15 protein-coding genes are annotated in these 20,932 nt (G+C 58.7%); 2 read left to right on the top strand and 13 right to left on the bottom strand.

Going from position 1 to position 20,932, the window contains the following annotated elements:
* Positions 1-96: 96 nt before the first annotated feature.
* The gene (locus ACEN8Z_RS04705) at positions 97-360 is read right to left on the bottom strand and encodes a DUF6124 family protein (protein ID WP_495596915.1); all 264 of its coding nucleotides are present in this window, start codon (positions 358-360) and stop codon (positions 97-99) included.
* 849 nt (positions 361-1,209) lie between these two features.
* On the opposite strand from ACEN8Z_RS04705, the gene ACEN8Z_RS04700 reads away from it, so the two are divergent.
* Complete coding sequence (locus tag ACEN8Z_RS04700; protein WP_495596914.1) at positions 1,210-2,019, top strand: lipid II-degrading bacteriocin; 810 nt, start codon at positions 1,210-1,212, stop codon at positions 2,017-2,019.
* Between the two features lie 549 nt (positions 2,020-2,568).
* Here the strand turns inward: ACEN8Z_RS04700 and ACEN8Z_RS04695 are convergent.
* Entirely contained in the window at positions 2,569-3,468 is a 900-nt protein-coding gene (locus tag ACEN8Z_RS04695) for a LysR family transcriptional regulator (RefSeq protein ID WP_495596913.1), read from the bottom strand.
* A 118-nt stretch (positions 3,469-3,586) separates the two neighbouring features.
* On the opposite strand from ACEN8Z_RS04695, the gene ACEN8Z_RS04690 reads away from it, so the two are divergent.
* Positions 3,587-4,861, top strand: a complete 1,275-nt coding sequence (locus ACEN8Z_RS04690; RefSeq protein WP_495596912.1) for an MFS transporter — start codon at positions 3,587-3,589, stop codon at positions 4,859-4,861.
* Positions 4,862-4,924: 63 nt separating this feature from the next.
* Here ACEN8Z_RS04690 and hemE read toward each other — a convergent pair whose 3' ends face one another.
* The 11 genes from hemE to ACEN8Z_RS04635 all read right to left on the bottom strand — a co-directional run bounded on the left by hemE (position 4,925) and on the right by ACEN8Z_RS04635 (position 20,722).
* On the bottom strand, positions 4,925-5,992 hold the full coding sequence (gene hemE, locus ACEN8Z_RS04685; RefSeq protein ID WP_495596911.1) for a uroporphyrinogen decarboxylase: 1,068 nt from the start codon (positions 5,990-5,992) through the stop codon (positions 4,925-4,927).
* 255 nt (positions 5,993-6,247) lie between these two features.
* Positions 6,248-7,666 carry an FAD-dependent oxidoreductase gene (locus ACEN8Z_RS04680; RefSeq protein ID WP_007997363.1) on the bottom strand — a complete coding sequence of 473 codons (1,419 nt, stop codon included), beginning with the start codon at positions 7,664-7,666 and terminating at the stop codon, positions 6,248-6,250.
* A 32-nt stretch (positions 7,667-7,698) separates the two neighbouring features.
* The gene (gltB, locus tag ACEN8Z_RS04675) at positions 7,699-12,144 is read right to left on the bottom strand and encodes a glutamate synthase large subunit (RefSeq protein WP_116264209.1); all 4,446 of its coding nucleotides are present in this window, start codon (positions 12,142-12,144) and stop codon (positions 7,699-7,701) included.
* 349 nt (positions 12,145-12,493) lie between these two features.
* The gene (locus tag ACEN8Z_RS04670; RefSeq protein WP_495596910.1) at positions 12,494-14,080 is read right to left on the bottom strand and encodes an AAA family ATPase; all 1,587 of its coding nucleotides are present in this window, start codon (positions 14,078-14,080) and stop codon (positions 12,494-12,496) included.
* A gap of 10 nt (positions 14,081-14,090) precedes the next feature.
* Positions 14,091-15,191: a 3-dehydroquinate synthase gene (aroB, locus tag ACEN8Z_RS04665; protein WP_495596909.1), complete on the bottom strand. Its 1,101-nt coding sequence runs from the start codon at positions 15,189-15,191 to the stop codon at positions 14,091-14,093.
* A gap of 150 nt (positions 15,192-15,341) precedes the next feature.
* Positions 15,342-15,860 carry a shikimate kinase AroK gene (gene aroK, locus ACEN8Z_RS04660; protein WP_015093141.1) on the bottom strand — a complete coding sequence of 173 codons (519 nt, stop codon included), beginning with the start codon at positions 15,858-15,860 and terminating at the stop codon, positions 15,342-15,344.
* A gap of 4 nt (positions 15,861-15,864) precedes the next feature.
* Positions 15,865-17,934 carry a type IV pilus secretin PilQ gene (locus ACEN8Z_RS04655; RefSeq protein WP_495596908.1) on the bottom strand — a complete coding sequence of 690 codons (2,070 nt, stop codon included), beginning with the start codon at positions 17,932-17,934 and terminating at the stop codon, positions 15,865-15,867.
* A 13-nt stretch (positions 17,935-17,947) separates the two neighbouring features.
* A complete protein-coding gene (locus tag ACEN8Z_RS04650) occupies positions 17,948-18,475 on the bottom strand; it encodes a pilus assembly protein PilP (RefSeq protein WP_495596907.1) in 528 nt (175 codons plus the stop codon).
* The gene (locus tag ACEN8Z_RS04645; protein ID WP_495596906.1) at positions 18,472-19,095 is read right to left on the bottom strand and encodes a type IV pilus inner membrane component PilO; all 624 of its coding nucleotides are present in this window, start codon (positions 19,093-19,095) and stop codon (positions 18,472-18,474) included. Before ACEN8Z_RS04645 ends, ACEN8Z_RS04650 begins: the two co-directional genes overlap by 4 nt.
* Positions 19,092-19,658: a PilN domain-containing protein gene (locus ACEN8Z_RS04640; RefSeq protein ID WP_495596905.1), complete on the bottom strand. Its 567-nt coding sequence runs from the start codon at positions 19,656-19,658 to the stop codon at positions 19,092-19,094. Before ACEN8Z_RS04640 ends, ACEN8Z_RS04645 begins: the two co-directional genes overlap by 4 nt.
* Positions 19,658-20,722, bottom strand: a complete 1,065-nt coding sequence (locus ACEN8Z_RS04635) for a pilus assembly protein PilM (RefSeq protein WP_495596904.1) — start codon at positions 20,720-20,722, stop codon at positions 19,658-19,660. The genes ACEN8Z_RS04640 and ACEN8Z_RS04635 overlap by 1 nt, the downstream gene beginning before the upstream one ends.
* Between the last annotated feature and the right edge of the window lie 210 nt (positions 20,723-20,932).

Genomic DNA, 20,932 nt, shown 5'->3' with positions numbered 1-20,932 from the left:
TTAGCATCGACCTGTCTGGCTCTGCGATGGCTGGTTGCCCAGGATCCTCAAAGTCTCACAAGCCCCTTTCGGGGACGATCAGTTACCAGTGATTTACTAGCGCGAGTCGAGGTTATCCAACACCCGATTCACCGCCATTTCCCCCAGCATGATCGACTGCTGAATGCCCAGCAGGGTGTGGCCCTGCGATCCCTTCAAGTCTCTGGCGAAGTCACTCGCCATGACGTTTGCCGAGGCCAGCGACACGCAGGCGTATTCCAGCAGGGTGTGGTTATCGATATCGGGCGCGATGAGGAAGAGGGGGCTGGGTTGATGTGGCGAGTCCGGATCGGTGTCCGGTGGACTTGGCGTATTGGTCATGATTCAGCGTCCTGAAAGTGGGGGCCACACCGAATCGCTACTGATCAAAAGGGTGGCAGCTGTACGCAGGTTAGTAGACCGGGCAAACCGAAAACCGGCGCGCCCGAAGGCGCCCTGCGCACAGCCACCGTCAAGGGCAGGTATGTCCATACCTGCCTATCAGGAGCGCATATGCGCTTCGGTTTACTACGGGCTACTAAACCCGATCACTGACCATCAGTGACGCGGATCAAGTTACCGACCGACTCCAAGGCGCACAAGCCGGCGGATTCTGGAGTAGTTGTAGGCAGCGCCGCAAGGCGCTGTAGCCTCTTCGATGGATTTCAGAAATATCCTACAGCAGGTAGTGAAGCATTCCAAAGGGGATGATACATCCTCGTTCCAGATAGCTGGTTTTTTAGTGTTCTTACAGACGCTTTACGAGCAGGCTCGATTACCTTCGCGACGAGTTCCAACAGATGGGTAATCGGTAAAAGAGGAACAACAACCTCACCTATGGCGGGGGTGAATACTTTTCTGATTATTCAACCATGATCGTAGCTGCATTAATCAGAACCAAGAGAACCCGAATCATCGGATCATTCCGCAATCTTTGTAATACACTTCCGAACGTATATTTACCCTATTGAGCACTTTTCTTGCTCATGCTTAATTACCGAGGAGTCCAAACAAAGGACTCAGAAACCCATAAATCAATACCGAACAAGGATGTAGGTAATGGCTCAAAATTGAATCAACTTACCCGCCACAGATATTATTGGAACTTGGAGAGGATCATCAGGTGGATACTGGTCTACGGACGGCATCATCATTGATGGCACTTACGTTCTCCCTCCACCAGAACCCGAGGTGGTTACGGAAGATAAAAAACCCCTTATCATCGACATGATAAAGCGTCAAACGGGACTTGACGAATTTACTTTCAATTTAAAAATACTAGACAAGGCATTAAACAAAAACGATGCATATGGCGCAATAAAAGATATTTGGCATATCGTGGAAAGCGATCGTGGATGGGTAGATCCATACTGGAGAATCAATGATGATCTTTTCAAAAACAAAATCGTGAATTTTAGCTTGGCTGACGCTCTACAAAAAAGCGGTTTCAGTTCAAGAGAAGCTATTATTGCAGTCGCCAGTTCCGGGCATGCAGACAGTACTTCATACAAGCTGGAAACCCCAAAACTTTCTGGAGGCACGTTCAGTCCTGTCAAGGCACTTGGACATTACCTATGGGGTAAAGGGCAAAAGCTTGAAGTCGACATCAACACCATCGGACTTAATATTTTAGAGCACAAACTACCATTATTAAGACAGGCGATTGAACACACAAAATTACCTGGCGTATATAATCTTTTCGACCCGCGCGTTGGATACGACACATTTAACGATAACCTTGCGACCTGGGCTTATCTGGGCAGAATTACTTTGAGCATGACAGGAGACTTTATACGAAGTAACGATGATTCCTGGCGATTCATTGGTGTAATAAAAGCCTACCATGACAAATACGATTTCAACGAGAGTGACAGACCTCCTGCATTAGAACATTTAACCACTGCCGGCAGGGCACTACCGGGAACTGGTTTTGAAATAGATATTTCAGGCGAATACAAAATACATTTAGTTGGCAGAGGACATCAAGTCCAACCATTCTAACAATATTTAGGCAGTCAAATAATATCTGACTGCCTTTTTCATTATCAGCAGGGCACTATAACCATGATCAATAAGTACTTTCGAACACTGTACCTCACAACGCTGCCAATCTCTTCAGCTGCGAGTTGTTACATCGTTATTTTAAATTACAAAAACAGCATTTATCCTACCATGCAAGACACGATAGCAATCCCATTAGTCTCTATGATCGGATTGCTTGCCACACTATTATCATTATCAATCATCCAAAATCCGCTTTACAAACAGCTATACCACCAAAAGACAACCAATATTGCTTCAACCGCCTTAGCATTATTTTCAACAACAGCCTCGTCAGTATTGCTTATTGGATCTATTAATTACTGGCTCACTCCAAATCACTTAGGAATTTCCGCACTTTACTTCATCACATTTGCTACCTATGTAATCCACCAATTAAACTTTTACAAAAAATTCGCCTCGCGAAGAAAATGACCAACTCACACTGGGTACCTTTGGTGACGGCCCAACGCTTGCAAGTTAAGCTGATAGAACATCATCAAGATATCCTTACGCTTTGGACTCAACCTTTTGCGTCAACAACTCCACAAACGCCCTCGCCATCGCCGACTTCTGATCCTTGCGCTGTACCAGCCACACCGCCGAAACAGCCGCCGGATCAAGCAACGGCCGGTAGACCACGCCATCAATACGCATCCGCTGATAAGACGCCGGCAACACCGACACACCAAGCCCCGCCGCCACCAGGCCGATGATGGTCATCGCCTCACCGGCCTCCTGGGCAAAGTGTGGGCTGAATCCGGAGTCCCGGGCCAGACTGAGCAGCTGCGCATACAGACCACTGCCGTAGCTACGCGGAAAAAACACGAAAGGCTCAAGCGCCAGGGCCGACAGAAACAAGCCCTCCTCGCTCCCCTCGACCAACGGGTGCTTGGAGCTGAGCACCGCGACCAGCGGTTCACGCATCAGCTCGACCACGCTGAGGCAGTCCGGCAGCCCGAGCGGGCGCATGATGCCGACCTCAATCGACTCGTCCACCAGCGCATCGGCCACCTGGGTGCTGCTCATTTCCCGCAGGTTCAGATGCACCGCCGGGAAGCGCTGACGGAAAGAGAAAATCGCCTGGGGAATGGTCGAGTTGAAGGGGGCCGACGAGGTGAAACCGATTTTCAGCTCACCCAACTCACCCAGTTGCGCCCGTCGCGCGACATCCGCTGCTTTATCGACCTGCGCCAGCACCAGCCGCGCCTCTTCCAGGAACAGCCGACCGGCCTCGCTCAGCTCGACCCGACGATTGGTACGCTCGAACAACCGCGCGCCGACTTCCTGTTCCAGTGCCTGGATCTGCTGGCTCAGCGGCGGCTGGGAGATGCCCAGCACCTGTGCGGCGCGGCCGAAGTGCAGTTCTTCGGCGACGGCGATGAAGTAGCGCAGATGACGCAATTCCATGAAAACCCCATTAGGTCGTAAAAGCTATCAAACAGGTCGAACAATATATTGGATTGAATCATTAGCCAGCTATATGCTTTTTTCATTGCCTGACCGGCTGCGTCCTCCGAGGTCCCCCGTGAAAACTGCTGTCGCCCCACTCGCCCATGAAGTTCACCCCGCAGCGCAGGACGATATCGCCGTTGAGCTGGCAGAGATCTACATCGAAAAAGGCACGCCGGCGTTCATGCGCACGGTGCTGGCACTGTTCTGCGGCGGCTTTGCGACCTTCGCCCTGCTGTACTGCGTGCAACCGATGATGCCGCTGTTGTCCCACGAATATTCCATCAACGCGGCGCAAAGCAGCCTGATCCTCTCGGTGGCCACCGGCATGCTCGCGTTCGGCCTGTTGATCACCGGCCCCATCTCCGACCGTGTCGGACGTAAACCGGTGATGGTCGCCGCGCTGTTCGCCGCGGCCCTGTGCACCATTGCCAGCGCGATGCTGCCGAGCTGGCACACGGTGCTGGCGATGCGGGCGTTGGTGGGCCTGTCATTGAGCGGGCTGGCGGCGGTCGCCATGACCTACCTGAGCGAAGAGATTCACCCGCAGCACATCGGCCTGGCGATGGGCCTGTATATCGGCGGCAACGCGATTGGCGGGATGAGCGGGCGCCTGATTACCGGGGTGCTGATCGACTTCGTCAGCTGGCACACGGCAATGCTGGTGATCGGGGGTCTGGCCCTGATTGCGGCGGCGGTGTTCTGGAAAATCCTCCCCGAGTCGCGCAATTTCCGCTCCCGCTCGTTGCATCCGCGCAGCCTGCTCGACGGTTTCACCATGCACTTTCGCGACGCCGGTTTGCCGCTGCTGTTCCTCGAAGCCTTTGTGCTGATGGGCGCGTTCGTCACGCTGTTCAACTACATCGGCTACCGCCTGCTGGCCGAGCCCTATCACATGGAACAGGCGTTCGTCGGAATGCTCTCGGTGGTGTACCTGTCGGGCATCTACAGCTCGGCGAAAATCGGCGCCCTGGCCGATAAACTCGGTCGACGCAAAATGCTCTGGAGCACCATTGCGCTGATGATCGCCGGCCTGGCCCTGACGATGTTCACGCCGCTGCCGCTGGTGATCATCGGCATGCTGGTGTTCACCTTCGGCTTTTTCGGTGCCCATTCGGTGGCCAGCAGCTGGATCGGCCGTCGCGCCACCAAGGCCAAGGGGCAGGCGTCGTCGCTGTACCTGTTCAGCTACTACGCCGGTTCGAGCATTGCCGGTACGGCAGGTGGCGTGTTCTGGCACTTGGCCGGATGGAACGGGATCGGGCTGTTCATCGGTGCGCTGCTGGTGATTGCGCTGCTGATCGCGTTGAAGCTGGCGAAGTTGCCGCTGCTGAAGAATGTGAAAGCTTAAAATAAACGATCTTCAGAAACAAAAAGCCCGGCAAATGCCGGGCTTTTTGTTATCGGGTCGCGCTCACTCGTGATACTGCGCCGACAGCTCATGTACCGCACGCAGGAACGCGCCAGCATGTTCCGGATCGACTTCCGGCGTAATGCCATGGCCGAGGTTGAACACGTGGCCGCTGCCTTTGCCGTAGCTGGCCAGGATGCGGCCGACTTCTGCACGGATGGCTTCCGGTTTTGCGTAAAGTACGGTCGGGTCCATGTTGCCTTGCAGCGCGACCTTGTCGCCGACACGGGCGCGGGCGTTGCCGATGTCGCAGGTCCAGTCCAGGCCCAACGCATCGGCGCCAGCCTCGGCAATGCTCTCCAGCCACAGGCCGCCGTTCTTGGTAAACAGGATCACCGGCACCTTGCGGCCTTCGTGCTCGCGGATCAGGCCGCTGACGATTTTGCGCATGTAGGCCAGGGAGAATTCCTGGTACGCCGCGGCGGACAGGTTGCCGCCCCAGGTGTCGAAAATCTGCACCGCTTGTGCACCGGCCTTGATCTGGCCATTGAGGTAGCTGGTGACCGACTGCGCGAGCTTATCCAGCAGCAGGTGCATGGCTTGCGGGTTGTCGTAGAGCATGGACTTGGTTTTGCGGAAGTCTTTCGACGAGCCGCCTTCGACCATGTAGGTGGCCAGGGTCCACGGGCTGCCGGAGAAGCCGATCAGCGGCACACGGCCGTTCAGCTCGCGGCGGATGGTGCTGACCGCGTCCATCACGTAGCCCAGGTCTTTCTGCGGATCAGGAATCGGCAAGGCTTCGATGTCGGCCAGGGTGCTGACGACTTTTTTGAAGCGCGGCCCTTCGCCGGTTTCGAAGTACAGGCCCTGGCCCATGGCATCCGGGATGGTCAGGATGTCGGAGAAGAGGATCGCCGCATCCAGTTCTGGATAGCGATCGAGCGGCTGCATCGTGACTTCGCAAGCGAACGCCGGGTTCATGCACAGGCTCATGAAATCGCCGGCCTTGCCACGGCTGGCGCGGTATTCAGGCAGGTAGCGACCGGCCTGACGCATCATCCACACAGGGGTGACGTCTACGGGTTGCTTGAGCAGGGCGCGCAGGAAACGGTCGTTCTTCAGGGCAGTCATGTCGGCATCCGGAAAAAAAGTGCGGGTATTTTCTCAGAGCCGGGCGCAAAAGGCACGGCAAGAGCGGAGGCTTTTGTCTATCGGGTCAATTTGTCGCAATGAAATACAGAGTTTAGCAACACCAAGAAACAACTGTGGGAGCGGGCTTGCTCGCGATGGCGGCATCACATTCAACATTTCTGTCGACTGATCCACCGCTATCGCGAGCAAGCTCGCTCCCACAGGGGGTATTGCATTTGGCTCTGGGTTGGGGGGTCAGACGCCCAGGTAATCCAGGATCCCTTCAGCCGCATTACGGCCTTCGAAGATCGCTGTTACCACCAGGTCAGAGCCGCGCACCATGTCGCCACCGGCGAAGATTTTCGGGTTGCTGGTCTGGTGCTTGTACTGGCCTTGTTCCGGAGCCACCACGCGGCCCTGGCTGTCGGTCTGGATCTCGAACTGTTCAAACCACGGCGCCGGGCTCGGGCGGAAACCGAAAGCGATGACCACGGCGTCGGCCGGGATGATCTCTTCGGAGCCCGGAATCGGCTCGGGGCTGCGACGGCCACGGGCGTCCGGCTCGCCGAGACGGGTCTCGACCACCTTCACGCCTTCCACCTTGTCTTCACCGACAATGGCGATCGGCTGGCGGTTGTAGAGGAATTTCACGCCTTCTTCCTTGGCGTTCTTCACCTCTTTGCGCGAGCCCGGCATGTTCGCTTCGTCACGACGATAAGCGCAGGTCACCGACTTGGCGCCCTGGCGGATCGAAGTACGGTTGCAGTCCATCGCCGTGTCGCCACCACCGAGCACCACAACCTTCTTGCCTTTCATGTCGACGAAATCTTCCGGCGACTTTTCAAAGCCCAGGTTGCGGTTGACGTTGGCGATCAGGAAGTCCAGCGCGTCGTACACCCCCGGCAGGTCTTCACCGGCAAAGCCGCCCTTCATGTAGGTGTAGGTGCCCATGCCCATGAATACGGCATCGTATTCTTCGAGCAGTTGCTCCATGGTTACGTCCTTGCCCACCTCGGTGTTGAGGCGGAACTCGATACCCATGCCGCTAAAGACTTCGCGGCGATTGCTCAGCACGGTCTTTTCCAGCTTGAACTCGGGGATGCCGAAGGTCAGCAGACCGCCGATTTCCGGGTTCTTGTCGAACACTACCGGCGTCACGCCACCGCGCACCAGCACGTCGGCACAGCCCAGGCCCGCGGGACCTGCACCGATGATCGCGACACGCTTGCCGGTCGGCTTGACCTTGGACATGTCCGGGCGCCAGCCCATGGCGAACGCGGTATCGGTGATGTACTTCTCCACCGAGCCGATGGTCACCGCGCCGAAGCCGTCGTTGAGGGTGCAGGCACCCTCGCACAGACGGTCCTGCGGGCACACCCGGCCGCAGACTTCCGGCAGGGTGTTGGTCTGGTGCGACAGCTCGGCGGCCTGGAGGATGTTGCCCTCGGCCACCAGTTTCAGCCAGTTGGGAATGAAGTTGTGCACCGGGCACTTCCATTCGCAATACGGGTTACCGCAACCCAGGCAGCGGTGGGCCTGGTCGGCCGACTGCTGGGGTTTGAAGGGTTCGTAGATTTCCACGAACTCTTTCTTGCGTTGACGCAACAGTTTCTTCTTCGGATCCTTGCGCCCGACCTCGATGAACTGGAAGTCATTATTCAGACGTTCAGCCATTTTAAAACCTCATCAAACTCTTCAGGCGCATATCACTGCGGGTTGGCACGGGTGCTGGAAAGCAACGATTTCAGGTTGGCAGCCTTGGGCTTGACCAGCCAGAAACGGCGCACGTAATCATCGAGGTTCTCGGCGAGTTCACGACCCCACTCGCTGTCGGTCTCCTCGACGTACTCGTTCAGCACGCGTTGCAGGTGGCTACGGTAGGCTTCCATCGCCTCGCCGCTGATCCGCTGGATTTCCACCAGTTCGTGGTTGACCCGGTCAACGAAACTGTTGTCCTGGTCGAGCACGTAGGCGAAACCACCGGTCATGCCAGAGCCGAAGTTATAACCGGTCTTGCCCAACACGCAGACGAAACCACCAGTCATGTACTCGCAGCAGTGATCGCCAGTGCCTTCCACCACGGTGTGGGCACCGGAGTTACGCACGGCGAAACGCTCGCCCGCGGTACCAGCGGCGAACAGCTTGCCGCCGGTGGCGCCGTACAGGCAGGTGTTGCCGATGATGGCACTGTCCTGAGTGCGGTAGACGCTGCCTTTCGGCGGCACGATTACCAGCTTGCCGCCGGTCATGCCCTTGCCGACGTAGTCGTTGGCGTCGCCTTCCAGGTACATGTTCAGGCCGCCGGCGTTCCACACACCGAAACTCTGGCCGGCCGTGCCCTTGAAGCGGAAGGTGATTGGCGCGTTGGCCATGCCCTGGTTGCCGTGCTTGCGCGCGATTTCGCCGGAGATCCGTGCGCCGATGGAACGGTCGCAGTTGCAGATTTCCAGGTCGAACTCGGCACCGCTCAGGTCATTGATCGCCGAGGTGGCCATGGTGACCATTTTCTCGGCCAGCAGGCCCTTGTCGAACGGCGGGTTGCGCTCCACACCACAGAACTGCGGCTTGTCCGCCGGCACGTGGTCGCTGCCCAGCAACGGGGTCAGGTCCAGGTGATGTTGCTTGGCGGTCTGGCCTTCGAGGACTTCCAGCAGATCGGTACGGCCGATCAGCTCTTCGAGGGAGCGCACGCCCAGCTTGGCCAGCCACTCACGGGTTTCTTCGGCAACGTAGGTGAAGAAATTCACCACCATGTCGACGGTACCGATGTAGTGATCCTTGCGCAGCTTCTCGTTCTGAGTCGCGACGCCGGTGGCGCAGTTGTTCAGGTGGCAGATGCGCAGGTATTTGCAGCCCAGGGCGATCATTGGTGCGGTGCCGAAGCCGAAGCTTTCAGCGCCGAGGATCGCTGCCTTGATCACGTCGAGGCCGGTTTTCAGGCCGCCGTCGGTTTGTACCCGGACTTTGCCGCGCAGGTCGTTGCCGCGCAGGGTCTGGTGGGTTTCGGCCAGGCCGAGTTCCCACGGAGCACCCGCGTATTTGATCGAGGTCAGCGGCGATGCACCGGTGCCACCGTCGTAACCGGAGATGGTGATCAGGTCCGCATAGGCCTTGGCCACACCGGCGGCGATGGTGCCGACGCCCGCCTCTGCTACCAGCTTCACCGAGACCAGCGCCTGCGGGTTGACCTGTTTCAGGTCGAAAATCAGCTGCGACAAGTCTTCGATGGAATAGATGTCGTGGTGCGGCGGTGGCGAAATCAGGGTCACGCCTGGCACTGCATAACGCAGCTTGGCGATCAGACCGTTCACTTTACCGCCCGGCAGTTGACCACCCTCGCCCGGCTTGGCGCCTTGGGCGACCTTGATCTGCAGGACTTCGGCGTTGACCAGGTATTCCGGTGTCACACCGAAACGGCCGGTCGCAACCTGCTTGATTTTCGAACTCTTGATGGTGCCGTAGCGCGCCGGGTCTTCGCCGCCTTCACCGGAGTTGGAACGCGCACCGAGGCGGTTCATGGCTTCGGCCAGGGCTTCGTGAGCTTCCGGTGACAGGGCGCCCAGCGAGATACCGGCGGAGTCGAAGCGCTTGAGCACCGATTCCAGCGGTTCGATCTCGCTCATATCCAATGGAGTGTCGAGGGTTTTGACTTTCAGCAGGTCGCGGATCATCGACACCGGGCGGTTGTCCACCAGCGACGTGTATTCCTTGAACTTGCTGTAGTCGCCCTGCTGCACAGCAGCCTGCAGGGTGTTGACCACGTCCGGGTTGTACGCGTGATATTCGCCACCGTGGACGAACTTCAGCAAACCACCCTGCTGGATCGGCTTGCGCGGGCTCCAGGCTTCGGTGGCCAGCGCTTTCTGCTCGGCTTCGATGTCGACGAAACGCGCACCCTTGATGCGGCTCGGCACGCCACGGAAGCTCAGGTTGCAGACTTCCTCGGACAGGCCGATGGCCTCGAACAACTGCGCACCACGGTACGAAGTAATGGTCGAGATGCCCATCTTCGACAGGATCTTCAGCAGGCCCTTGGTGATGCCTTTACGGTAGTTCTTGAACACCTCGTAGAGGTCGCCCAGCACTTCGCCAGTACGGATCAGGTCACCGAGCACTTCATAGGCCAGGAACGGATAAACGGCAGAAGCACCGAAACCGATCAACACGGCGAAGTGATGCGGATCGCGAGCGGTCGCGGTTTCCACCAGGATGTTCGAATCGCAACGCAGGCCTTTTTCGGTCAGGCGGTGGTGCACCGCGCCGGTGGCCAGGGAAGCGTGGATCGGCAGCTTGCCCGGGGCGATGTGACGGTCACTCAGCACAACCTGGGTACGACCGGAACGCACGGCTTCTTCAGCCTGATCGGCGACGTTGCGGATGGCCGCTTCGAGGCCCACGCTTTCGTCGTAGTTGAGGTCGATGATCGCGCGCTCGAAGCCCGGACGATCGAGGTTCATCAGCGAACGCCACTTGGCCGGGGAAATGACCGGCGAGCTGAGGATCACGCGCGAAGCGTGTTCCGGCGACTCCTGGAAAATGTTGCGCTCGGCACCGAGGCAGATCTCCAGCGACATGACGATGGCTTCACGCAGCGGGTCGATCGGCGGGTTGGTGACCTGCGCGAACTGCTGGCGGAAATAGTCGTACGGCGTGCGCACGCGCTGGGACAGCACGGCCATCGGCGTATCGTCGCCCATCGAGCCCACGGCTTCGTAGCCCTGTTCGCCGAGTGGACGCAGCACCTGGTCGCGCTCTTCGAACGTGACCTGGTACATCTTCATGTATTGCTTGAGCTGATCGACGTCGTAGAACGCCGAACCGTGGTCGTTGTCTTCCATGGTCGCCTGGATGCGCAGGGCATTCTTGCGCAGCCATTGCTTGTACGGATGACGGGACTTCAGGCGGTTGTCGATCGCATCGGTGTCGAGGATCTGACCGGTTTCGGTGTCCACGGCAAAGATCTGGCCCGGGCCCACACGGCCCTTGGCGATCACGTCTTCAGGCTGGTAGTTCCAGACGCCGATTTCCGAAGCCAGGGTGATGAAGCCGTTCTTGGTGGTGACCCAGCGCGCTGGACGCAGACCGTTACGGTCGAGCAGGCACACCGCGTAGCGACCATCGGTCATGACCACGCCGGCCGGGCCGTCCCACGGTTCCATGTGCATCGAGTTGTATTCGTAGAACGCGCGCAGGTCCGGGTCCATGGTCTCGACGTTCTGCCACGCTGGCGGAATGATCATCCGCACGCCGCGGAACAGGTCGATGCCACCGGTGACCATCAGCTCCAGCATGTTGTCCATGCTCGAGGAGTCGGAACCGACGCGGTTGACCAGCGGGCCGAGCTCTTCCAGGTCCATCAGATCGTTGGTGAACTTGGTGCGACGGGCCACGGCCCAGTTGCGGTTGCCGGTGATGGTGTTGATCTCGCCGTTGTGCGCCAGGAAGCGGAACGGTTGAGCCAGCGGCCATTTCGGCAGGGTGTTGGTGGAGAAGCGCTGGTGGAACACGCAAATCGAAGTTTGCAGGCGCTCATCGCTCAGGTCTGGATAGAAGGCGGTCAAGTCCGCCGGCATCATCAGGCCTTTGTAAATGATGGTCTTGTGCGAAAAGCTGCAGACGTAGTGGTCGGTGTCGGCGGCGTTGGCCACGGACGAGCGACGACGGGAGGTGAACAGCTTGACGGCCATGTCCTGGTCGCTCAGGCCTTCACCGCCGATGAACACTTGCTCGATCTGCGGCAGGCGCTCAAGGGCCAGGCGGCCGAGGACGCTGGTGTCGATCGGCACTTTGCGCCAGCCGACCAGCTGCAAGCCGGCGGCCAGGATCTCGCGATTCATGTTCTCGCGAGCAGCTTCGGCTTTGACCGGGTCCTGGTTGAAGAAGACCATGCCCACCGCGTATTGCCTGGGCATTTCGACGCCGAAGGTTTCCTGGGCGATGGCTCGCAGGAACACGTCCGGCTTTTGAATCAGCAGACCGCAACCGTCACCGGTCTTGCCGTCGGCATTAATCCCACCGCGGTGGGTCATGCAGGTCAGGGCCTCGATGGCCGTTTGCAAAAGGGTATGACTGGGCTCGCCCTGCATATGGGCTATCAGGCCGAAACCGCAGTTATCCTTGAATTCATCTGGTTGGTACAGACCTGCTTTCATAGACACTTTCTCACCAGGCTGCCTCTGATCGAGGCAAATTTCTTTTCAATTCAACCACTTGCCATCCGCGCCGAACGTACGCCAGCTTTGCGGGGACAAAAGGGAGGTCATTGTACACACCGACACTTGGCCTCACAAATTTGACGACGAAATGTCGCAAATCTATGTCGCATTTGTGAAAGGTTTAAAGCGATCTGCTGTGCTAGTCAAAACTTTTTTAATTTTGACCGCAACGACTCAAAGACTACTGTGACGCAGACACCACAAGGCACGCAGCCCGGAGGGCGGCGCGCACTTGTAGAAATTTTGAGGTGCTTGGAGAGGCGGCCTGGGTAAGGCCGCCGAATCTTCAGCGAGTTGTTGCCAGTTCCTGTTGGACGCTGGCGACAGTGCGAGGCCAAGGTTTACCAGCCTGAACCTTCGCTGGCAAGGCCTTGATGGCGGAAACGGCTGCATCACGATTGGCGAAGTTGCCGTAGGTGATCACGTAGAGCGGCTTGCCATTGAGGACTTTCTTGAAATAACGGTACTCGCCGCCCTGCTCCTTGACGAAGCTTTGTGCGGCAGTTTCGGAGCTGGTGCCGAGGATTTGCACCACGTAGTTGCCCGGAGCCTGACCGGCGTACCAGGTGCCGCCAGCAGCCTTGGCCACCGGAGCCTTCTCGGCAGGCTTGGCCGCCGCTGCAACGGCTGGCTTGGCTGGCGCAGGTGCAGGCTTGGCCACTGGAGCAGGCGCTGGCTTGGCGGTGGCGACCTGAGTCGGCGCCGGGGTTGGCTTGGCGGCTGGCGTCGGCGCAGGGCCGGCAGGAACGCCCACAGGTGGTGCCGTGGTGGTAACGGTCGGCGGCGTAGCGCTGGAGCCTTCAACCGGCACGCCATCGTCACCCTCGGTGATGCCACCCGCCGCTTCAGCCAGTGGACCGCGCATGACCGGCTGCGAGTTACCGACCAGCGGCAATGGCATCGGCTGCGTGTTGCCGGCGAATTCGACGGCCGGAGCACCACCATTCGCTGTTGGCTGCCCCTGACCCAGCGGCAGCTGCGCCTGTTCGTTGGCCGGCGCACCCGTGGTCGGTGCCTTGTTGCGACCCGGCATCAACCAGGCGGCAGCTACCGCAACCACGACCACGGCGGAAATCGCCAATACGTGTTTCTTCGGCATATTGAACCCCATTTTTGGACGCTTGACCGCTGAGCGGCTGGCGATCATGGCTTCGATCATTGCATCGCGGGCGACCTGATTGATGCTGCCAGGCCAACCTTCGGAGCTTTCGTGAATATCAGAGATCTGATCCGCGGTGAAAAGTTCGATACCGCGGCCAGCGCCTTCGAGCCGCTGCTCCAGATATTCGCGGGTTTCTTCCTCGGTGTAGGGTTGCAGTTCGATGACATGGAAACGCTCTTCCTCGAGATGCAAAGCCTCAAGCTGAGCAATCAGCGAGGATTCACCGAACAGGAATACATGCGGGCGGCCTTCAGGCGCGCCGGCAGCCAGGATCATCAGCGCCTCAAGAGCGGACTCGTCGAGTTGTTCGGCGTCATCGACCAGCAGATAGACTTCCTGCCCGGTCAGTGCAAGCTGCACCACTTGAGCCAGAATAGCGTCGGCATCAGCCTGGCCGACGTTCAGCGCCTGGGCCACCTGGCGCAACACCCCGGCCGCATCGCCGGCACCTCGGGCAGAAACCACCAGGCTTTGTACCGATTGCTTGTTGGTGCTGGCGACCAGGGCCTGACGCAACAGGGTCTTGCCGCTGCCCTCGGGACCGGTTACCACCAGCAGCAACTGGCTATAACGGGCCAGATGATGCAGTTGTCCCAGCACGGGTTTGCGCTGGGCCGGGAAAAATTTGAAGCCAGGCACCCGTGGAGCAAAAGGGTCATGACTCAACTGGTAATGGCCGAGGAAAGCCTCGTCGGCATGCAAACTAGTCATCGTGTTCTTATTAACCTTTAAGCTGAGCCAGGGCGCGGTAGTCTGCCCCCAGCGTGGCCTGTAGAACCTCTTTCGGATAATCGTCGGTCACCACCGCTTCACCCATGTGGCGCAGCAGCACCAGGCGCAAACGACCGTCGATCACTTTTTTATCAATGGACATGTGTTCGAGGAAATCGGCTTCTGTCATCTCTTCTGGCGGAATGACCGGCAACCCCGCACGCTGGAACAGACGAATGCCACGATCGCGCTCCTGCTCGCTGATCCAGCCCAGTCGCGTGGACATTTCCAGCGCCATTACGGTGCCAGCAGCCACCGCCTCACCATGAAGCCATACACCATAGCCCATGTGGGTTTCGATGGCGTGGCCGAAAGTGTGGCCCAGGTTCAACGTGGCACGAACACCCGTCTCTTTCTCGTCGGCACCGACCACCGCCGCCTTGGCCGCGCAGGAGCGCTCAATGGCGTAGGTCAGGGCTTGCTGGTCCAGATTGCGCAGGCGATCGACGTTGTCTTCGAGCCAGGTCAGGAACGGCTCATCACAGATCAGCCCGTACTTGATGACTTCAGCCAGCCCGGCGGACAGCTCGCGGGCCGGCAGGGTATTGAGGCTGGCGGTATCGATCAGCACGACATTCGGCTGGTAGAAGGCGCCGATCATGTTTTTGCCCAGCGGATGGTTGATGCCGGTCTTGCCACCCACCGAAGAATCGACCTGCGACAGCAGTGTGGTCGGCACCTGGATGAAATCGACGCCGCGCTGGTAGCAGGCGGCCGCAAAGCCGGCCATGTCACCGATCACGCCGCCGCCAAGGGCGATCACCGTGGTGCGGCGGTCATGCCGGGCGGTAAGCAGGCCGTCGAAAATCAGTTGCAGGGTTTCCCAGGTCTTGAAGGCTTCGCCGTCGGGCAGTACCACGGAAATCACCGAGAACTGCGTCAGGCTGCGGGTCAGACGCTCAAGATAGAGCGGCGCAACAGTCTCGTTGGAAATGATCGCTACTTGCCGTCCGCGAATGTGCGGGGCCAGCAGCTCAGGCTGATCCAACAAACCTTCGCCAATATGAATCGGGTAGCTGCGCTCGCCTAGATCGACCTTGAGTGTCTGCATGTGTCCCCACAGTGAAGATGAATCAGGCGTCCTGCCCTGAGTTTACGAATATCCACGACCTCTGCTGGTGTGACGCCGTTCGGTAGCCATCCGCCACAACCTTGAACGGTCATGGCGGGACGCCGAGGATAGCGCATTTTGCGCGGTGCTTTAACGGGGCGGTAGCTGCTGCAAGCGCTCTAGAATGTCGAGCACGACCATTCGTGGCGGTCGCTCATCGGTTTCGACCACCAGGTCGGCAATTTCCCGATAAAGCGGATCGCGGATCGCCAACAGATCCCTGAGGGTCTTGGCCGGATCGGCGGTACGCAACAGTGGCCGATTGCGGTCGCGGGCCGTGCGGCCGACCTGCTGCTCGACTGACGCATGCAAATAAACCACTCGCCCACCGGCGTGCAGTGCCCGACGATTGGCTTCGCGCATGACCGCGCCCCCGCCTGTCGCCAGCACCACTCCGTCGTAATCGCACAACTCGGCAATCATTGCCTGCTCGCGATCACGAAAGCCCGGTTCGCCTTCTTTATCGAAGATCCAAGGGATATTGGCGCCCGTGCGCAATTCAATTTCCTTATCGGAATCTTTGAATGGCAAGCGCAGCTCTTTGGCCAGCAACCGGCCGATGGTGCTTTTTCCAGCGCCCATCGGTCCAACAAGAATCAAATTTCGCACAGAATCAATGACTCACAGCAATCGCCTGGTTATTCATGATACGCGGAGTGAGGAATACCAACAGCTCGGATTTTTTCTCCGAAATCACATCACGCCGGAAAAGGCGGCCAAGATACGGCACATCGCCAAGAAATGGCACCTTATCTACGACCTTGCTCTGAGTATTTGAGAAAACGCCGCCAATGACGATGGTCTCGCCATCGTTGACCAGGACCTTGGCGTTGACTTCGTTTTTCTTGATGGGCGGTACATCCTGGACCTTGTTCAGGAAGTCCGGTTCGTCCTTGGTGACCTTGACCTCCATGATGATCCGGTTGTCCGGCGTGATCTGCGGCGTCACCTCCAGCGACAGCGAAGCCTCCTTGAACGACACCGAAGTCGCACCACTGGAACTGGCTTCCTGATAGGGAATCTCGGTGCCCTTGAGGATTTTCGCGGTTTCCTTGTCGGACGTGACCACCTTGGGTTGCGAGACGATTTCCCCGTTGCCGGTTTTCTCCATGGCTGTCAGCTCCAGATCCAGCAGGACGTTATCGGTGATGAACGCGATGCCGATTCCCGAGGTGTTATTGACCGCGCCCATGTCGACGAACGGTGAATTGGTGCTGGTACTGCCGGGCGTGCCAATGGTCGACGACCCATTGACCCCGTTGCTGACGCCGGAGGTGTTCCAGTTGCCCCTGTTCTGTATCGAACCGCCCCAACGCACGCCAAGACTCTTGTCGTAGTCGACGTTGGCTTCGACGATTCGCGCCTCGATCATCACCTGACGCACCGGAATATCCAGTTGCGTAACGATTCTGCGCAGCTCGTCGAGGCGTTCCTGGGTCTGGTAGGCAATGATGTTGTTGGTGCGCTCATCGACGGTGATCGACCCCCGTTCGTCGGGTTTCGCTTCAGCACTGGTCACCGACTGGAAGAGTTTGGCGATGTCCGCGGCCTTGGCGTAATTCACCTGCAACAATTCCCGACGCAGCGGCGCCAGATCGGCAATCTGCTTCTGTGATTCCAGCTCCTGACGCTCACGGGCGGCAATTTCATCGGCTGGCGCAACAAGCAGGACATTACCGACCTTGCGCTTATCCAGCCCCTTGGTTTTCAGCACCAGATCCAGCGCCTGATCCCACGGCACGTTCTGCAAGCGCAGGGTAATTCCCCCCTGAACCGTGTCGCTGGCCACCAGATTGAGGTTGGTGAAATCGGCGATCAGTTGCAGCACCGAGCGCACATCAATGTCCTGGAAGTTCAGCGAAAGCTTCTCGCCGCTGTAGGCGTGTTGCCCGGCATTACGTTTTTGCAGCTCGTCGACCGTCGCCGGGCGTACGCTGACCGTAAGCTTGCTGTCGGTCTGATAGGTCGAGTAATCGAACGTGCCGCCGGGCTCAATGCTGATGGTGGCTCGATCACCGCTCATGCTGGCATTGACGAACTGCACTGGCGTGGCGAAATCCTTCACGTCCAGACGCACGCGCAATGGCTCAGGCAATCGGGTTTTGGCAAATCCAACGATGATCTTGCCCTCGCGCTCTTGTATGTCGGGCGCAATCGATGGATCCGACAAGTCGATCACCACATTGCCTTCACCCTGGGTTCCCCGTTGGAAATCCACACCCCGAATGGCCTTGCCTGCCGTCGTAGCGACTCGTGCCGGAACCGGCATTGCCGTGGCCGCCGGCCGGGATATCGACGGCTTGACACCCCGCCCGACAACTACCAGCAAATTGTTGCCTTCGATTCGCGAGTCGTACGAGGCCGGTCGGGTCAGGTTGATGATCAATCGCGTACGGTCCCGGACCTCCACCACCGTTGCACTACGGGCATTTCCGCTGCCGAGATCGCGAGTTTTGCTGGCCAGCTGACTGGCGACACCTGGAAAATCCAGCGCAATCCGGGCCGGTGACTCCGTCGTGTAGCCGCGGGGCACTGGGGGCGGCTCATCGAACGACAACTTCAACTCGACACGGTCTCCCGGCAGCGCAGCGACATCCAGCGCCTTGAGATTGGCCGCTTGTACCATCGGCGACAACAACGCTATCCATAGCGAAAGGCCGAAGGTGGAGAAAATCCTGTTCATTATTCGAGTTCCACTATGAGTGCTCTTTCAAAGGGATGGTCCGGGGACGTTCCAGCCATGCGCCCTGACCATCAGGGACAATTTCAACCACATCGACTTGCGAGCCACTGATCGCAACGATCCGTCCGTCGTTACGACCCAGGTAATCACCGACTTTCAACCGATGGACCCCACCCGCCCCGCGCAGCAAGGCATAGGAGCCCGTTGCATTGGAAAGGGTGCCGACCATTTCAAACTGCTCGATGTTGAATCCTTCGAGGTATTGCCTGACCCGACCAGGGTCGGGTTTGACGTTAAGTGAACCCCTGCGCTGAGCCGCCAGATCAGCGCTGATCTGCGGCGAAAACGGGCTGCGCAGATTCGCCGCGTTGTAAGTGAATGTCGGGTATGACCGGAATACCGGCGTTGGTTCAATCCTGCCCGGCCCACGCAGCTGCATTTCGTTCATGTACGCGTCCAGATCGTCGTAGTCATCGCCTGCGCCACAACCGGACAGGGCAGACAGCAACACCACTGCCGAAAAACAACGTGCCGGCCTCATTGATGCTGCCCCTTGTCGTTGTAGCGGTAGGTCTTGGCGAGGATGCTCAAGCGCAGTTTCGGACCAACTTCGGGGCTGACGGGGGCAAGGTCGAAATCGTGCAAGGTGACGATTCGCGGCAACCCGGCCACACCACTGACGAAGTTGCCCAGGTCGTGGTAACCCCCGGTGACCGTGATCTGGATCGGCAGTTCGATGTAGAACGGCTTGGCGACCTCCGGCAGCAGCTTGATCTCTTTGAACTCCAGGCCACTGCCCGGACCGGTACGAGTGATGTCTTCCAGCAAGCCGGGCACTTCGGTGTCGCTGGGCAGTTGTCGCAAGAGCATGCCGAAGGAGTTCTCCATCTCCTTCAACTGCTGGGTGTAGAGATCCAGATTCGCCGCCATGCGGGCCTTGCCAGCGAACTGTTCCTTAAGCGTCGACTCTTCCTCGCGCTTGAGATCGAGCTGGCTCTCAAGGTCGCGAGTGGAAAAGTTGTAGCCCAGGGCCAGCACCAGAAGCATGAGCAACCCGACCACCAGAAACTTGATCGCCGGCGGCCAGGAACCCATGTTGCTGGTATCCAGCTCATTGATGTCGATCTTGCGCAGCTCATCGAACCATTCGGCTGGACTCATTTCCCCCCCTCCGGTGCTGCGGGTTGAGTCTGGCGAACAGTCAACTGGAAGACGTTAGCCTGCCCGACCTGACCGACCGCCGTGGCCTTGACTTCGGTCAGGCTCGGCGCATCGAACCAGTCTGATGCCTCGAGGTTGCGCATCAAGTCTGAAACACGGTTGTTGGATTGCGCGGCACCGGTGATGGACAAGGTCTCTGCGGTCATTTTCACTTCGGTGAAATACACGCCATCGGGCAGTGCGCGCGCCAACTGGTCAAATATTCGCCCGCTGATTTGGCGATTGCCTTGCAGGTCCTGGATGATGCGCATGCGCTCGACCAGTTGCTGACGGCGCACCTTGAGATCATTGATCTGTGTGATCTGCTCATCGAGCTCGGCGATTTGCTTGCCGATGTAATCGTTACGGGCGACTTGCCGGTCGATGGCACCGCTGATGGCCTGGTTCGCGACCAGCACCGCGCCCATCGTGCCCACCATTGCGGCCACCAGGACCAGCAGGAAGCGCTTGCGGCGAACTTCACGCCGTTCCTCGCGCCAGGGCAAAAGGTTGATCCGTGCCATCAGTCGAAGCTCCTGAGGGCCAGACCACAGGCGATCATCAACGCCGGGGCATCACTCGCCAGGGCAACACCATTGACCTTGCTGCCCAGAGTCATTTCGGAAAAAGGATTCGCGACCTGGGTCGGCGTGCCCAATTGCTGCTCGATCAAACGGTCCAGCCCCGGGATCGACGCGGTACCACCGGCCAGCAAGACATGGTCGACGGCGCTGTACCGGCCGGAGGCAAAGAAGAACTGCAACGAACGCGACACCTGCTGCACCAGCGCCTCTCGAAATGGCTGCAAGACCTCACCGGCATAGTCATCCGGCAGGCCGCCCTTCTTTTGCGCCACCCCCGCCTGCTCCAGCGTCAGGCCATAGCGACGCTGGATTTCTTCGGACAACTGCCGGCCGCCGAACAGTTGTTCACGGGTGTAGATAATCCTTCCGTTGTGCAGCACGCTCAGGGTGGTCATGGTGGCGCCGATGTCCACCACTGCGACCGTCAAAGGTTCCCCGGAAACCGCGAGCCGACTGGCCAGCAACCCGAATGAGCGCTCCAGCGCGTAGGCCTCGACATCGACCACCCGGGCGGTCAGCCCAGCCAGGGCCAGGGCGGCCTCGCGGACTTCGACGTTTTCCTTGCGACAAGCGGCGAGCAGCACGTTGACGCGCTCCGGATGGCGCACGGAGGTACCCTGGACTTCAAAGTCGATCGCGACTTCATCCAGGGGATAAGGAATGTACTGATCAGCCTCGATCTTCAGCTGGCTTTCCATCTCATCTTCGGAAAGACCGGCATCCATCTCGATGGTCTTGGTGATCACCGCCGAACCTGCCACGGCCACGGCCACGCTCTTGAGGCCGGTTCTGGCCCTGGCCAGTGCGCGAGTGAGGGCCAGCCCCACGCCTTCGAGCTCAGCGATGTTCTTTTCGATCACTGCGCCGACCGGCAACGGCTCGACCGCATAAGCCTCGACCCGGTAGCGCTCGCCCTGACGGCTCAACTCCAGAAGCTTCACCGAGGTTGAGCTGATATCGATTCCCAGGAACGTATCGGATTTTTTGTTGAAGAGTCCTAGCACGACCAATTCCCTATGACTTTCCGTGAGTTACGGACTCTGCAATGTCCATTGCGTTCAATCCACCCGTCTTGACAGCAGCGCCGACCACGCTCCCGATCAGAAAAATGCTTATAATGCCCAGCGTTTTTTGTCCGCATTTGCTCAAGCGCGGGTCGTTCTCATTTAGCCTGAACCCTGTTGCCCAATTCATTTTTGCCCTGGATGTCCAAA

Source organism: Pseudomonas sp. Pseusp10, from assembly GCF_059492225.1.
Note: the sequence above shows the minus strand (reverse complement) of the source record. Positions and strands in the feature narration are given on the sequence as shown.